The sequence below is a fragment of the Catellatospora bangladeshensis genome, from assembly GCF_016862575.1.
Classification (GTDB): Bacteria; Actinomycetota; Actinomycetes; order Mycobacteriales; family Micromonosporaceae; genus Catellatospora; species Catellatospora bangladeshensis.
In genome coordinates, this window is the sequence record NZ_BONF01000019.1 from 184507 (window position 1) to 199143 (window position 14637).

13 protein-coding genes are annotated in these 14637 nt (G+C 73.3%); 4 read left to right on the forward strand and 9 right to left on the reverse strand.

The window, feature by feature from the left end:
• Together Cba03nite_RS18155 and Cba03nite_RS18160 are read right to left on the reverse strand one after the other, a co-directional pair.
• On the reverse strand, positions 1 to 1398 hold the full coding sequence (locus tag Cba03nite_RS18155) for an alpha,alpha-trehalose-phosphate synthase (UDP-forming) (RefSeq protein ID WP_203747307.1): 1398 nt from the start codon (positions 1396 to 1398) through the stop codon (positions 1 to 3).
• Between the two features lie 276 nt (positions 1399 to 1674).
• Positions 1675 to 2340 (reverse strand): NAD(P)-dependent oxidoreductase, encoded by a 666-nt coding sequence (locus tag Cba03nite_RS18160; RefSeq protein WP_203747310.1) that lies wholly within the window; start codon positions 2338 to 2340, stop codon positions 1675 to 1677.
• 66 nt (positions 2341 to 2406) lie between these two features.
• On the opposite strand from Cba03nite_RS18160, the gene Cba03nite_RS18165 reads away from it, so the two are divergent.
• Complete coding sequence (locus Cba03nite_RS18165) at positions 2407 to 2874, forward strand: MarR family transcriptional regulator (RefSeq protein WP_203747312.1); 468 nt, start codon at positions 2407 to 2409, stop codon at positions 2872 to 2874.
• 162 nt (positions 2875 to 3036) lie between these two features.
• On the opposite strand, the gene Cba03nite_RS18170 is transcribed toward Cba03nite_RS18165, so the two are convergent.
• The 7 genes from Cba03nite_RS18170 to Cba03nite_RS18200 all read right to left on the reverse strand — a co-directional run bounded on the left by Cba03nite_RS18170 (position 3037) and on the right by Cba03nite_RS18200 (position 11969).
• A complete protein-coding gene (locus Cba03nite_RS18170; RefSeq protein ID WP_203747314.1) occupies positions 3037 to 4404 on the reverse strand; it encodes a WD40 repeat domain-containing protein in 1368 nt (455 codons plus the stop codon).
• Entirely contained in the window at positions 4401 to 4901 is a 501-nt protein-coding gene (locus tag Cba03nite_RS18175) for a SigE family RNA polymerase sigma factor (RefSeq protein ID WP_239125833.1), read from the reverse strand. The genes Cba03nite_RS18170 and Cba03nite_RS18175 overlap by 4 nt, the downstream gene beginning before the upstream one ends.
• A 210-nt stretch (positions 4902 to 5111) precedes the next feature.
• A complete protein-coding gene (locus Cba03nite_RS18180) occupies positions 5112 to 6269 on the reverse strand; it encodes an MFS transporter (protein WP_203747318.1) in 1158 nt (385 codons plus the stop codon).
• Positions 6266 to 7135 (reverse strand): family 3 encapsulin nanocompartment shell protein, encoded by an 870-nt coding sequence (locus tag Cba03nite_RS18185; RefSeq protein ID WP_203747332.1) that lies wholly within the window; start codon positions 7133 to 7135, stop codon positions 6266 to 6268. Before Cba03nite_RS18185 ends, Cba03nite_RS18180 begins: the two co-directional genes overlap by 4 nt.
• 10 nt (positions 7136 to 7145) lie before the next feature.
• Positions 7146 to 7877, reverse strand: a complete 732-nt coding sequence (locus tag Cba03nite_RS18190; RefSeq protein ID WP_203747334.1) for a sulfotransferase-like domain-containing protein — start codon at positions 7875 to 7877, stop codon at positions 7146 to 7148.
• The gene (locus Cba03nite_RS18195; protein ID WP_203747336.1) at positions 7865 to 8848 is read right to left on the reverse strand and encodes an aldo/keto reductase; all 984 of its coding nucleotides are present in this window, start codon (positions 8846 to 8848) and stop codon (positions 7865 to 7867) included. The genes Cba03nite_RS18190 and Cba03nite_RS18195 overlap by 13 nt, the downstream gene beginning before the upstream one ends.
• Before the next feature lie 34 nt (positions 8849 to 8882).
• Positions 8883 to 11969 carry a non-ribosomal peptide synthetase gene (locus tag Cba03nite_RS18200; RefSeq protein ID WP_203747339.1) on the reverse strand — a complete coding sequence of 1029 codons (3087 nt, stop codon included), beginning with the start codon at positions 11967 to 11969 and terminating at the stop codon, positions 8883 to 8885.
• A gap of 269 nt (positions 11970 to 12238) precedes the next feature.
• Here Cba03nite_RS18200 and Cba03nite_RS18205 point away from each other — a divergent pair, with 269 nt between their 5' ends.
• Genes Cba03nite_RS18205 through Cba03nite_RS18215 form a run of 3 tightly spaced genes read left to right on the forward strand, consistent with a single transcriptional unit; the run spans position 12239 to position 14636 of the window.
• The gene (locus tag Cba03nite_RS18205; protein ID WP_203747341.1) at positions 12239 to 12706 is read left to right on the forward strand and encodes a peptidase inhibitor family I36 protein; all 468 of its coding nucleotides are present in this window, start codon (positions 12239 to 12241) and stop codon (positions 12704 to 12706) included.
• A 10-nt stretch (positions 12707 to 12716) separates the two neighbouring features.
• Positions 12717 to 13679, forward strand: a complete 963-nt coding sequence (locus tag Cba03nite_RS18210; protein WP_203747343.1) for a hypothetical protein — start codon at positions 12717 to 12719, stop codon at positions 13677 to 13679.
• 3 nt (positions 13680 to 13682) lie between these two features.
• Positions 13683 to 14636 carry a hypothetical protein gene (locus tag Cba03nite_RS18215; protein WP_203747345.1) on the forward strand — a complete coding sequence of 318 codons (954 nt, stop codon included), beginning with the start codon at positions 13683 to 13685 and terminating at the stop codon, positions 14634 to 14636.
• Position 14637: the final 1 nt, after the last annotated feature.

Consider the following 14637-nt stretch of genomic DNA (forward strand, 5'->3'; position numbering starts at 1 on the left):
TCACCGTCCGGCGCAGGCCGCCTCGAGGGCGGTCAGGTACGACCGGGCCCAGGCCTGGATGTCGTGCTCGCGGATGTGCGCCCGCATCGCGGCGAGCTGCGGGCTCGGCTCGGCCGGGTCGGCCTGCAGCGCCTCGATCAGGGTGTCCTTGACGCCCTCGACGTCGTGCGGGTTGACCAGGTAAGCCTGGGTCAGCTCGGCGGCGGCCCCGGCGAACTCGCTGAGCACCAGCGCGCCGCAGCCGTCGACGCGGGCGGCGACGTACTCCTTGGCGACCAGGTTCATGCCGTCGCGCAGCGGGGTCACGGCCATGACGTCGGCGGCCCGGTACAGCGCGGCCAGCTCGGTGCGGTCGAAGACCTGGCTCAGGTAGTGCACGGCGGCCACGCCGAGCCGGCCGAAGTCGCCGTTGATCCGGCCGACCTCGCGCTCGACCCGGTCGCGCAGCTGCCGGAACTGCTCGACCCGCTCCCGGCCCGGGATGCCGACCTGCACCAGCACCGTCTCCGGCGCCTTGACTCGGCCGTCGGCCAGCAGCTCCCGGTAGGCCTTGAGCCGGTGCTCGATGCCCTTGGTGTAGTCGAGCCGGTCGACGCTGAGGATCACCCGCTGCGGGTCGCCCAGGTCTGCGCGCAGCTCGGCGGCTTTCCGGACGACCTCGTCCCGGCTGGCCAGCGCCTCCATCTCGGCGGTGTCGATGGAGATGGGGAACGCGCCGGTGCGCACGGTGCGGCCGCCCAGGCTGATCCCGTGCTCGTCGGCGGTCGCGCAGAGCACCTTCGTGACCAGCAGGTGGAAGTTGTGCACCGCGTGGCTGCGCTGGAATCCGATCAGGTCGGCGCCCAGCATGCCGAACAGGATCTCGGCGCGGCGCGGCAGCTGCATGAACAGCTCTGGCGGCGGGAACGGCACGTGCAGGAAGAAGCCGATGCGCAGGTCGGGCCGCAGCTCGCGCAGCATCGCGGGCACCAGCTGCAGGTGGTAGTCCTGCACCCAGACCACCGCGCCGGGCGCAGCGACCTCGGCGGCGCGGTCGGCGTAGCGCTGGTTGACCCGCTGGTATGCCTCCCACCAGCGGCGGTGGTGCACGGCCGGCTCGACGGCGTCGTGGTAGAGCGGCCACAGCGTCGAGTTGGCGAAGCCCTCGTAGTGGTCCTGGAAGTCCTCCTCGGACAGCTCGACCGGGACCAGGTGCACCCCGTCCACGTCGATCAGCGGCGGGGTCGGGCCGGGCGTGCCCGCCCAGCCGATCCAGGTGGCCGGCTTGTTGATCAGCACCGGATGCAGGGCCTCGCCCAGCCCGCCGGGGGTGCGCCGCCACTCGAAGACCCCTTCGGAGGCGGCGGCGTCGTTGATGGGAAGACGGCTGGCGACCACGACTAACGAGGCGTCCCGCATGGGGTGCCCCCCTTCCGAGCTTCGCGGATATGAGACGGTTTGCTGCGCTCCACGGCATTGACCAGTCACGCGAACTTGTAGCAACCCAAAGTTACGAGTCGATTACGTTGGGCGCATCATTCGTTCGTGCCGGTCTCCGCGCAGCGCCGCACGGGTCAGCTCCTCTGCGTACTCAGCTCGGACCACTCTACAGAATGGACAGACCGAACCGGCTGCTCGGCCCATGGTGTCCCGCCTGACGGGCGCCCGCCACACCCGGTCGTGCGACCTGCCCGCTCAGTCCGCCACGCCGACGGCCCGCCCGACGGTCTCGGGCCGCTCCAGCGAGGCGAGCATGCAGGCGGCGACGTTGGCCCTGGAGGCGAGGGCGCCGCCGCGTACGTTGCGGTCCAGCTCGGTGCGGTAGGTCCCGGTCAGCGGCTTGTCGGTCAGCTTCGGCGGGCGCACCGCGGTCCAGTCCAGGCCGCTGCCCCGCAGCACGTCCTCCATCCTGGCCAGGTCCGCGTAGTGGTCCCGCAGCGCCGCCTTGATCAGCGGCCCGACGACGTACCGCATGAGCGGGCCGTCGCCGGGATCGTGCTTGGGCGGGTGCGGGTTGCCGGGCGACGGCACGGTGCCGACGGGGGCGGCGCTGACCACCACGATGCGGCGCACCCCGGCGTCCGCCATCGCGCCCACGATGGCGCGGGTGGCGGGCTCGGTGATGCCGGCGGTGGCGCGGCTGCTGGGTCCGACCGCCGACAGCACGGCGTCGGCGCCGGCGATCGCGTCACGCAGGACGGCGGCGTCCGGAGCGGCCAGGTCGGCGGCGACGGCGCGCACCCCGGGCGGCAGGCGCCTGGGGTCGCGGGCCACCGCGGTGACCTCGTGCCCGGCCGCGGCGGCCTGTGCGAGCAGCTGGCGGCCGATGCCGCCGGTGGCTCCGAATACGGTCAGCTTCATGTCGGTCCCCTCGGGAGCACTCATATAATACGAGTATCGTAATATCTCCTTCGGAGTTCAAACAATATGGAACCCGTAACATCTTCGGCGCGCGGGCAGCAACCCGGCGACGTCATCAAGGGCGACCTGCGGGACCTGCGGGTGCAGCTGGGCATGCTCAACCGGCACGTCGGCGCGCGGCTCGGGCTGCGCGAGGTGGACCTCGACTGCCTCGACCTGGTCAGCAGGCACGGCCCGCTCAGCCCCGGCGCGCTGGCCCGGCAGGCGGGCCTGCACCCGGCCACCATGACCGGCATCCTGGACCGGCTGGAACGCGGCGGCTGGCTGGTGCGCGAGCGCGACCCGGCAGACCGGCGCAGCGTGGTGCTCCGGGTGCCACCCGACCGGGGCCGCGAGATCGCGGGCCTGTTCACCGCCGCGAACGCCGCCATGGACGAGCTGTTCGCCGGCTGTACCGAGGACGAACTCCAGGTCATCGCGGGCTTCCTGCACCGCGCCGTCGAAGCCGTCCGCACCGCCGCCACCGGCCTGTGAACGCCGCCGCGCGCCGTCTACCGCAGCGCGGCCCCGTCGCGCGCGGGCAAGATCGCCGTCCCGTGTCGAAAGATGGGCTCCAGCCACAGCTTTCGACACGAGACGGCGATCTTCGCTAGCCGCCGGACGTGGCCGTCGTCGTCGCCGTGCCGATGGCGCGGGTCAGCGTCGCCGGAGACGCCGGGTCAGCCGCCAGCCGCCGACGGCCCCGACGGCGAGGAGCACGAACGCGGTCAGCCGCAGCCACGCCGGCCACAGGCCGCGGTCGGGCGATCCGGCCGGACGCACCGCCAGCTCCGGGAGCAGCCCGCCGGCGACGGAGATCTCGTACGGAATGCAGCGTTGCATGCCCAGCTCGCACCGGTAGGCGTCGTCGAACCGGCTCAGCACCACCGCAGCGGTGCCGTCGACGGGCACCGACCACAGCGCCGCGACGTCGAAGGGGTCCAGGGACATGCCGAGCACCGCGTCGTCGGACAGCCAGCCCAGGAACGTCTCCACGTCGGCCGCGCCCTCCCGCAGCGCCGACGGCTCGGCGAGGCTGACCGTGCGCACCGCGCCCGACCGCGTGTAGTCGAGGGTGTAGGCGCGGCCGGTCCCCCAGTCCTCGACCGCCCACGGCACCACGGCCAGCAGCCGTCCCGACGGCGACCACGCGTTGCGCAGGGTGAGGCCGTACCCCTGCGGCACCATGACCTGCTCCAGGCGGCGGCCGTCGCGGCCCACCAGCCAGGTCTCCAGCCGGGACTGGACGGCCAGGCGCTGCCCGTTCGGCGCGAACGCAGCCGCCGCCACCGGTCCGACGCCGGTCGTCACCGCCTGCCCGGTGCGCAGGTCGAGCAGGATCAGCTCGCTGTGCTCGGACGCACGCTGCTCGATCGCGTTGCCGACGCCCATGGCCAGGTCGCCCGCGATCGGTCCGATGTCGACGAAGGAGTACGCCAGCACGCCGCCGTCCGGGGAGAGCGCCAGCGGGATGACGCCGCCCGCCCTGGGCAGCGGCACGCCCCGGGCCCGCCCGGTCGCCAGGTCGACCACCCGCACCTCGGTGATGCCGCGGTCGGGCGCGGACAGCACGGCGAAGCTCCCGTCCGGGGCGAGCAGCCACGGCCCGGAGCGGTCCGGCATCGCATCGACCTGCCGGTAGGCGTCGCCGTCGGCGCCGAGCACGAGCGACTGGTAGGTGCGGATCGTCTCGTTGTTGCCGTAGCCGTACAGCATGATCGCCCGGCCGGGCGGCGAGTCGGCGATCGAGCCGGTCAGCGGCGAGTAGCCGGCGATCCGGTCAGGCAGGGTGGCCGTGCCGGGCGGGCGCTGCGCCGGGGTGGCCTGCCGCGCGGCGGACGGCAGCAGGACCACGCCCGCGCCGGCCAGCAGCGCGGCCACCGCGCACAGCACGGTGGTCACCCGGCGGCGGCGCAGGTCGCGCCGGGCGGCCGGGATCAGGTCCTCCAGCAGGCCGGGCCGCAGCGGCGGCTCGGGGTCCTGCGGTGCGGCTCCCAGCAGGGCCGCGATCTGCTGCTCGGTCATGCCCGGCCTCCGATGTAGTTCGGCAGCAGCCGCCGCAGCGCGGCGATGGCGTACGACGTCTGGCTCTTGACCGTGCCGGGCGAGCAGCCCAGCGCCCGCGCGGTCTCGGCCACGTCCAGGCCCTCCCAGTAGCGCAGCACGATCACGGCGCGCTGGCCGGGGGCGAGCCTGGCCAGCGCGGCCATCAGGTCGAGCCGGTCGACGAGCCCGTCGGCGGGTGCGGGCGTGTCCGGTGGTTCGGGCACCGGCCTGACCTTGCGGGACCACCACGTCTGCCGCTGGTCGAGGAAGGCGTTGACCAGGATCCGGCGCACGTACGCGTCGGGCGAGTCGGCCCGCGCGACCTTCGCCCAGTGCCGGTAGAGCCGGACCAGGGCGGTCTGGGTGAGGTCGTGCGCCTGGTCCCAGTCGCCGCACAGCCGGTATGCCGTGCGGCGCAGCTCCAGCACCCGCCCCTGCGCGAATTCGGTGAACGCGCGTTCGTCGTCGGCCCGCAAGGCGACCCCTCTCGTCGTACTGCTGACCGGAGCACCCCGCCACCCGGTTGTGCCGGACGGGCCTCGGCGTCGCAGGACGTCACGACCTCGCGCGGCAGCGCAGCCTACGCTCCGGCGACGAGCGCCAGGTGCCGCCCGCCAAAGAGCGAAGCTCCCGCCAAGCGGTCGGCGCCGCATGGGGGAGCTTCGCTTCAGGGGAAGCGGACGAGGTCAGGTCGGTGACAGCGCGACCTGGTCGCGGCGGCCCAGGACACTCAGCGTCAGTGCGGCCGAGCCCGCCGCGCAGGCCGCCATGACGAAGTAGATCGCCGGGTAGCCCCACAGCCCGGCGATCAGCCCGGCCAGCGGGCCGCCCGCGACCAGGCCGATGTCCCAGAAGGAGGTGAACGCGCCGAGCGCCGCGCCCTGCTGCGCCGCCGCGCTGCGGTTGATCACGATCAGCGCCAGCGCCGGGAACAGCAGCGACAGCCCGGCTCCGATGACCAGGCCGCCGGCCACGGCGACGGCGAGGTTGGGCGCGAGCGCGACGATCAGCAGCCCGGCCGCCTCGACGACGACGCACCACAGCGCGACCCGGTTGGCACCGAGCTTGTCGGGCAGGCCGCCGAGGAACAGCCGTACGCCGACGTAGGTGACGCCGAACGCGTTGAACGCGGCGATGCCGTTGCCGATGTGGCGGGCGTCCAGGTGCAGCACGACGAACGCGGACAGCGCCGCGTAGCCGAGCGCGGCCAGCGCGAGCGCCACGCCCGGCACGAGCGCGGGGCCGGGCAGCCATGCGGGCCGTGCCGTCGATGCGGGCTGCTCGGGTCGGGGCTTGCCGAGCACCAGCAGCATGCCGAGCACGGACGCGACCGCGCAGAACACCCACACCATCGGGTAGCCGCCCGACCACTTCATGATCAGGGTGCCGAACAGCGCGCCGAGGGTGATGCCCGCCCACATGTGGATGCCGTACAGGCCGACGACCCGGCCCCGGCGCTCGGGCGGGCACAGCAGCACCAGCCAGGCCGCCCCGGCGGTGTAGACCATGCCCTCCCCCGCGCCGTGCAGCACGCGCACGGCGATCAGCGTGACGGGGTCGGCGGCGACGAGGTAGGCGAGCCCGGCGAGGGTGCACGTCACGGCTCCGGCGAGCATGACGAGCTTGTAGCCGCGCCGGTCGGCGATCCGGCCCGCGACGGGCCGGGTGAGCACGGCCGAGGCCGCGATCGCGGCGACCACGACACCGACCATGACGTCGCCGAGGCCGAGTTCGCCCAGCACGTAGAACGGCAGTACGGCCAGCGACGCGCCGACCCCGAGCAGGCAGCAGAAGATGCCGCCGAACAGGGGCACGAACGGCCGGTAGAAGGCCAGGCGGCTCACCGCCCGCCTCGCTGCGCCGGGATGGCGGCCGGGCGTACGTGGAAGAAGTGCGTGGGCAGGTGCACCGCGACGCCCTCGTAGATCTCGGCGCAGACCGCGATTCCGGGCTGGGCGAAGGTGCCCGGCGGCGGCTCGGCGATCCTGATGACCGACCGGCCGCCGTCGAGCAGCCGCGCCGCCATCGCGAAGTCGCCGACGAGCGCGCAGCCGGGGTCGACCATGCGGGTACGGCTGATCAGCGTGCCGTTGCGGGCCAGGTCGTCGAGCAGGCTGCCCTTGCCGACCAGGTGGAAGTAGTAGTCGTGCGGGTTGATGATCATGGCGTGCGCGGTGGCGCCGGTCTGCTCGATCTCGTTGCAGGCCGCCATCACCCCGGCCACGTAGTCGCCGTGGTACGGCAGCGCGGCGATGCCCGGGTGCCGCAGCAGGCCGTGCTCGCCGATGGTCAGCGCCTGGTTCTCCGCCGTCGCCAGCCGCACCAGCAGCCGGAAGTCCACGAACACGGCGAGCGCGTCCAGGTCGTCGGCCAGCTCGGCGGGGATCTGCACCCAGGCCTGGATCGGGTGCACCCGGGCGGTGGACATGCCGAACCGGAACGCCGCCTCGCGCCGCAGCCCGGACTCGGTCACCGTCTGCGCCTCCTCGGCCGGCGGGCGGCTCTCGCTCCAGAACCGGACCTCGTCGCCGTCGGCGGCCCGCTTCTTCAGCAGGTTGCGCACGGTGACGCGGGGGCGGTCCTTGGTCGGCTGGAACGCGTCGGTGATGGTGAAGTCGAAGTGGACCTCGGCCTTCTCACCGTCGGCGGCGTACGCGCGCGCGAACGCCTCACCGGGCGACAGGGCGGTGGCTACAGCTGTCGTCGACATCGGATGCTCCTCAACTGGCGTGCGCGATCAGGCGCTGATAGAAGGGCAGGTGGTGGTCGTGGAAGGCGCGCAGCCGCGCGTCGTTGTCGACGGTGGCGCCGTAGCTGCGCGCGATCGGGGCGAACCCGGAGCTGGCGCTCGCGTCGACGTGCCACTGCCGGGTCCGGTGCCATTCGGGCCGGTCCTCGGGGCGCCAGCGCAGCGCGTGCGGCAGGAACGGCAGCCCGACCCGCGCGCAGTAGCGGCTGACCGCGCCGGCCGGGTCGGTGGTCAGCTCCTCGGACCGGATCACCAGCGGCGTGCGCCCGGTGACCCGCCGCGCCAGCTCGAACAGGTCCCACTGGTGCTCGAAGCCGATCTCCGGGCAGGTGACCGTCGGTTTCATCGCGTAGTGCGAGGCGATGGCCTTGGCCGGGTCGCGCACGATGAACGTGTGCACCATGTCGGCCACCTGCTCCGGGTGGTCGAAGAGGTGCTGGTGGCGATACTCCAGGGTGTCCTTGAAGAACACCGTCCGGTCCCGGCCCAGCGCGGCCAGGTGGGCCAGCACGGCGTCGGCGTCGTGCACGGTGACCGTGCCGTCCCCGTCGAGCGCCGGCATCGTCAGCTCGTGCCAGTCGGCGAGGGTGACCAGCGGCTCGTGCACCACGGTGACGTCACCGCGTTCGAGCATCATGCGCAGGAACGCGGTGGACACGGCCCGCGGGTGGGCCCACATCGCGATGACGGTCACTGCGACCACGCGGTCGGGGTGCGGTCCCAGCGGTGCGCGCGCAGGCTCTCGACGAGCCCGGCGGGCAGCGGCCGGGCGTCGCTGACGCCCAGGTTGGCGCGGACGTGCGCCGAGCGCCGCATGCCCGGGATCACCGTGCTGACGGCCGGGTGCTCCAGGATGAACCGCAGCGACAGCTCGGGCAGGGTCATACCCTCCGGCAGCAGCTCTTTGAGCCGCTCGGCCCGCGCCACCGTCGGGCCGAGGTTCTCCGGGCCGAAGTAGGTGCCGCGCCAGTCGCCCTCGGGCCATACCGTGTCGGCGGTGAGGGTGCCGGTCAGGCCGCCCTCGTCGAACGGGACCCGGGCGATGATCCCGATGCCGTCGCGCTGCGCGCGGGCGAACAGCTCGTCCTCGGGCGCCTGGTCGAAGATGTTGTAGATGACCTGGATGACGTCGATCAGCCCGGTGTCCAGCGCCCGCAGGCAGTTGGCCGGCTCCCACCGGTTGACGCTGATGCCCACGCCGTCGATCAGCCCGTCGCTCTTGAGCTCGGCGATCGCCTCCTGCCAGCGTTCGTCGGCGGCCCAGCGGTCCTCCCAGACGTGGAACTGCATCAGGTCGATCCGGTCCACGCCCAGGTTCTTGAGGCTGTGCTCGGTGTACTCGCGGATGTGCGCGGCGGGGAAGACGTCGTCGAGGGTGTCGTGCGGGCCGGGCGGCCACTCCCGGTTGCGCGGCGGGATCTTGGTGGCGACGTACAGCCGCCGGTCCGGGTGGCGGCGCAGCAGCGCGCCGAGCAGCTGCTCGCTGACCCCGCGCCCGTAAACCCAGGCCGTGTCGAAGAAGTTGCAGCCCAGCTCGACCGCCTCGTCGAGGCAGCCCGGCGCGGTGTCGTAGTCCCAGCCGGTGAAGCCGCCCGGCCCGCCGCCGATGCCCCACATGCCGTAGCCGACCTCGCTGACCTGCCAGCCCAGCCGGCCCATCGTGCGGTACTCCACTCGTCTTCCTCTCCTGCGACATCTATCGGGACGATCAGAAAGCTGCCGGGTGCAGCGGCACGGCGTCACCGGGCGGCATCGGATCCCGCGGGGCGGGCAGCGCCCCGGGCCCGCTCAGCCACCGGTGGTACGCGGCCATCGAGCCGTGCAGCGGCTCGTCGGACAGCCCCCAGCGCTGCGCCAGCGCCTGGCAGGCGTCGTTGCCGAACAGCACCGGGTTGTCCGTGAGCAGGCCGCCGAAGCGGCGGGCCAGGGTCGCCTCGTCGGCGCCGTCGGGCAGCCGCAGCAGCGCCAGCAGCGTGCTCAGCTCCCAGTCGGACGTGTCACCGGCGGCCTCGCGCAGGCCGGCCACGAAGGTCCGGCAGTCGACCGTCGACCACGTCGCCACGCCACGGGCGGGCAGCTCGGGGTAGCTGACGCTCTCGGGATGGAAGACGTGCAGCGTGCCGCCTGCCGCCCGCGGATCCCGCAGCCCCGCCACGACGCGCCGCGCCGCGTAGTCCACCGGCGTGTAGTCCGAGCGCATCGGCACCGCCGGGCTCATCTTCAGCCGGTGGAACGCCGACAGCAGCAGGTGGGTCAGCGCCCGCCGGTTCGGCCACCCGTTGTCGGCGGCCGGCATGATCTCGCCGAGCCGGTACACGGTCACCGGCGCGCCGCGGCGGCGCGCCTCGGCCAGCAGCCGCTCGGCGACCAGCTTCGAGAGGCTGTACCCGCCGATCGGCGGCTGCACGGCCGGCACGTCGACGTCCTCGGGCAGCGGGCGGGTGTGCAGGGCGGCCTCGGCCTCCAGCGCGCCCAGCGTCGAGATGTGGTGGATCGGCTTGACCCGGCCGGTCATCGCCAGCCGCAGCAGCTCCTGCGTGCCCAGCACGTTGGCGGTGCGGTGCGCCCGGTAGTCGTAGAGGAAGTTGACCATCGCGCCGTTGTGGAGCACCGTGTCGCAGGCTTCCGCCAGGTGGTCCCAGACCTCGTCCCGCAGGCCGAGCCGGGGACGGGCCAGATCTCCCGCGTACGCCGACAGCCGGGGCGCGAACCGCGGCTCCCACAGGCCCTGCCCGGCCAGCGCCGCCGTCACCCGCGCCAGCGCGTCCGCGTCGCCGGCGGCCCGGCACAGGCACACGATCTCCAGTTCGGTGCCGCTGAGCAGCTCGTACGCCAGGCGGGCGCCGACGAAGCCGGTCGCCCCGGTGAGCAGCACCACGCGCGGCTCGGCGAACGGGCCGCCGTCGCGGATCAGGAGGTCGGCGGGCACGGCCGCGTCGGCGAGCGCCAGCGTGCCGTCGCGTACGCCGGGGTCGGCGTCGCCCGAGCGCCGCCAGACGAGGTCGGTCAGCGCGGCGGCGGTCGGCGCGTCGATCAGGTCCTGGACGCCGATGTCGGTCCCCGTCTCCCGGGCCAGCTCGGTCACGGCCGCCAGCGCCTGCAGGGAGTCGCCGCCGCTGCGGAAGAAGTCGTCCTCGCCGCCGAGTCCGGGCTGGCCGAGCGCGATGCGCAGCACGTGCAGCACCCGGTCGGCCAGCGTGGCCGGTTCGGGGAGTTCGCGCGCCAGCCGCCGCGCCAGCATGCCGGACAGCGCCCGGCGGTCGACCTTGCCGTTGCCGGTCAGCGGCAGCTCGGGCAGCACGACGTAGTGCCGGGGCAGCATGGTGCGCGGCAGGACCTCGCGCAGGTGGGCGCGCAGGGACGCCTCGGTCAGCCGCTCGTCGCCGGCCGCGAAGATCGCCAGGGATCTCCCGCCGTCGGCCGTGTGCACGAGCACGCGGCATTCGCGCAGTTCGGGGCAGCTTGCGGCCGCGGCCTCGATCTCGCCCAGCTCGATGCGCACGCCCGCGATCTTCACCTGGGAGTCCTTGCGGCCGTGGAAGAAGAACCTGCCCCGGTCGTCCACGTGGCCGAGGTCGCCGGTGCGGTACAGCAGCGGGCCCGGCAGCTCGGGAAAGGGGTTGCGGACGAAGACCTCGGCGGTGCGGACCGGGTCGTCCAGGTAGCCCCGGCCGAGGCAGACCCCGCCGATGACGATCTCCCCCGGCGTCCCCGGGGGCAGCGGCCGCAGCTCGTCGTCGACGATGACCGCGTAGCAGTTGTCGATCGGCCGCCCGAGCGGGATCACGTCGCCGTCGTCCGCGGAGACCGGATGGAAGATCATCCCGATCGAGGCCTCGGTGGGGCCGTACCCGTTGGTGATGCGCAGGTCCGGCAGCAGGGCGCCGAGCCGGTGGGCCATCCTCGGGCTGATCTCCTCCCCGCCCACGATCAGCTGCCGCAGCGTGGAGATCTTCGCCAGCGACCGGCGGTCGCGGTCGACGATCGTGACGAGCAGGTTGAAGATGCTCGGCACGAAGTCGGTCATGGTGATGCGGTGCTCGGCGATGGTCGCGATCGTGTGCTCCAGGTCGAGGAACTCGCCCTGGGCCGGGATGACGCAGCGGGCGCCCGTGGTCAGCGGCCAGAAGAGCTGCCACACCGAGGAGTCGAAGGTGTGCTTGCTGTTCTGCAGCACCACCTCGTCGCCGGTGGCGGCGAAGTACCGCGTCATGAAGCGGAACCGGTTGGTCAGCCCGGCATGCAGGTTGAGCGCGCACTTGGGCTCGCCGGTGGTGCCCGAGGTGAAGATGCCGTAGCAGAGGTCGTCGGCCGTGGCCGGCGTGCCGAGCCCCTCCGGGGCGCGGCTGATCTGATCGACGTCGAGCGGCAGGGCCAGCCCGCGCAGCTCCTCGGGCACGGCGGCGGGATCGGCGCAGAGCACCAGGCGCGGCCGGAGCGCGCCGATGGTGGCGCGCAGGCGGTCGGCCGGCCAGGCAGGGTCCAGCGGCACGAACGCGGCGGCGAGCTTCATCAGGGCGAGGTACGCGATCGGCATCTCCAGCCCGTTGGCCAGCAGCACCGGCACCACGTCGCCCCGGGTCACCCCCAGGTCACGCAGCTGCCCGCCGAGGCCGTTGGCCAGCTCGTCGACGTCGCGGTAGCTGAGGGTGCGGCGCTGGTAGGTCAGCGCGGGCCGATCGGGACGGCGGCCGGCCTGTTCCTCGATCATCGACGGGATCGCCTGGAAGGGCCCGTCGTCGTACGCGCTCCCAGCGTATGCGCCCAGCACCAGCTCCCGGGTTACCGCGTCCATCTGCCCCAACCATCCCGATGCCCCGTCGACAGTGGCGTGTGGAGGTAGACCATAATGTGGAACCCATTGAGATATCTAGAGGTCTGACTAAAAACTGATCGATGTATCTCACCTGTTACCACAGGTAGCAGCGCTGTTTCGGCAAGACGTTATTGGAGCGTTACCTTTCTCGGCACTCGAATACATCGACGAGTGACGTAGTCTGTCGGGCCATGGGCGATCGGCGACCACCGATGCCGGGCGCCCCACTCACGGAGGGAAGCGCCAGCGTGAACAGGACAAAAATCCTCGCACCCGTGGTCGCGGCGATGACGGCTCTCGGGGTGATCCTCGGAGCCCAGCCCGCCTCAGCGCACTACATCGGCAACTTCATCCGGCTCGAAGGCGCGTGGGACGTCGACGACGAGGGCACCGGCGGCTGCCACGTCGGCTACTTCTGCGCCTGGGACAAGTACGGATACGACGACTACGGCATCGGCTTCTACAACACCAAGTGGGACTGGGCCGCGTCCGACGTGCCGAAACTGGCCAACGGCCAGAGCATCAACGACAACTCCGAGTCCTGGTGGAACCACGGGACCCCGAGCAACAACAACGACGTGCAGATCTACCAGTACGCCGGCGGCTCCGGGCTGTCGCTGTGCATCCAGAACGGCGTGCAGCTCGACAGCTGGAACGGCAACCCCGGCGACATGCGCAACCGGACGTCCGCGCACGTCTGGCGCAGCTCCTGCTGAACGCGTCGTGATGCCAGCCAGACACGGGGCGGTCGGCATCGGGTTAGTGCTGGTCCTGGTCTCGGCGTGCGGCGCTACGCCGCCCGCCGGGACGCAGCCGGCAACCCCCGCCACCGGCACGTCCGCCGACACCTTCGCCGCCGTCGAAGCGGCCCTCGCCGAGGCCAACCAGCTCGAGGCCCAGGTCCGCACCGCCCAGGTCCAGCTGGCCGTGCGGTGCATGACCCGCCAGGGCTTCACCGTGCACCCCGCCAGGCCGCCGGTCACCACCCGCGCCGACGCCCTCGCGCCCCCGCTGCTCTCCCCTGGCCTTCCCGACGCCAGGACCCGCGGGTACGGCATCGGCGAGACGGTCGCGTCCGCCGAGCCCAGCCCACCGGCCGACGGGTTCAGCCGGCTGGCCAGGGCCGATCAGGAACGCTACGAGCAGGCCTGGTCGCGCACGGCTGACGGCGCACCCTGGCGGGACGGCCCCGACGGGCGCCCGCTGCCCGCAGGCTGCCTCGGCGAGGCATACGCGGTCCTCCACGGCGCCGCCCGCCACGGGCCGCGCAACCCCGTCACCGAGCTGAGCCCGGCGGCGCAGGACGCCTACCACGAGCATCCGCGGCTCACGGCGGCGCTGACCGCTTGGTCGTCCTGCGTGGAGCAGCACGGCCAGCCCCGGTTCACCGACCCCGCGCAGGCCTATCGCTACGCCGAGCACTTCCACTACCCGGCGGGCGACTCCGCCGAGGATCCGGTGCCGGCCGGTGGCCCCTGGCCGTTCGCGCAGGCCCGGCCCAGGGAGATCGCCCTGGCCACGGCCGACGCCGAATGCGCCGACCGCAGCGGCCTGCGGCAGGTCCAGCCGCAGGTGTGGCGCGAGGCCGTCGCATCGGCGTACGTCCAGCTCGAACCGCAGTTCGTCGCCTACCGCGACGCCCTGACCCGCGCGCTCGGCAACGCGCGCACGGCCCTGGTGGAGGCGTGAGAGATGTCCGAGACACGTGATGACGACGCCCGGCGCTCCCGCCGGTGGCTCCTGTGGGCCGTGGCGGCCGGACTCGCCGTCGGCGCGGCGGCCGTGCTGCTGCGCGGCGCCTGGCAGCCGGCCGCCGCAGGCGAGGTGGTGCAGGTCGACGGAGTGCCCGGCGTCGCGACCCCGGACGAGGAGCTGCTGGGCTGGGCGGAGCAGACGCTGGCCGCACGCTGCATGGCCGACCGCGGTTTCCGGGTGTGGGTGCGGTGGCGGCCCGCGCCCACCGAGGAAGGGCCGCATCCCCGGTACGGCAGCGACGACGTCGCCTGGGCGGCGGCAAACGGCTTCGGCATCGGCGCGCAGCGGCGCGCCCCGGCGACGCAGGCACCGGAGCCGAACCGCGCCTACCTGGCGAAACTCTCCGACGACCGGCGGGCGGCGTACGACCTGGCCTATCACGGCGATCCGAAGCAGACCGTGTCCGTGTCGCTGGCCGGGGGCGCCGTGGTCCGGACCGGCCGGGACGGGTGCCTCTCGGCCGCCCGCACCGAACTGTTCGGCGACCTCGCCGCATGGCTGCGGCTCGACTCCGGCTGGCGCAACCTCGACGCCGAGGTCGTCCCGGCGGTGACGGCCATGCCCGAGTACCTGCGCGCGCTGACGCGGTGGCGCGGCTGCATGCGCGCCGCGGGGCACGAGACAGCCGACCCGGGGGCCCTGCGGGACGAGGCCTCGCAGGCGTACCGCACCGCCCCGTCCCACGAAGCGGCATTCGACCGGGAACGGGCGTCGGCGGTCCAGGAGGCGACGTGCGCGGCCCAGACCGGCTTCGTCAAGACCGCGGAGGGCCTCGACGCCGCCCATCGGGCCCGCCTCGCCGAGCAGCGTGCCGGCGACCGCGCGGCGTATGACGCCATCCGCGCCGCGGGACGGCAGCGGGCCCTCGCCCTGCTCACCGAACTGTCCTGAG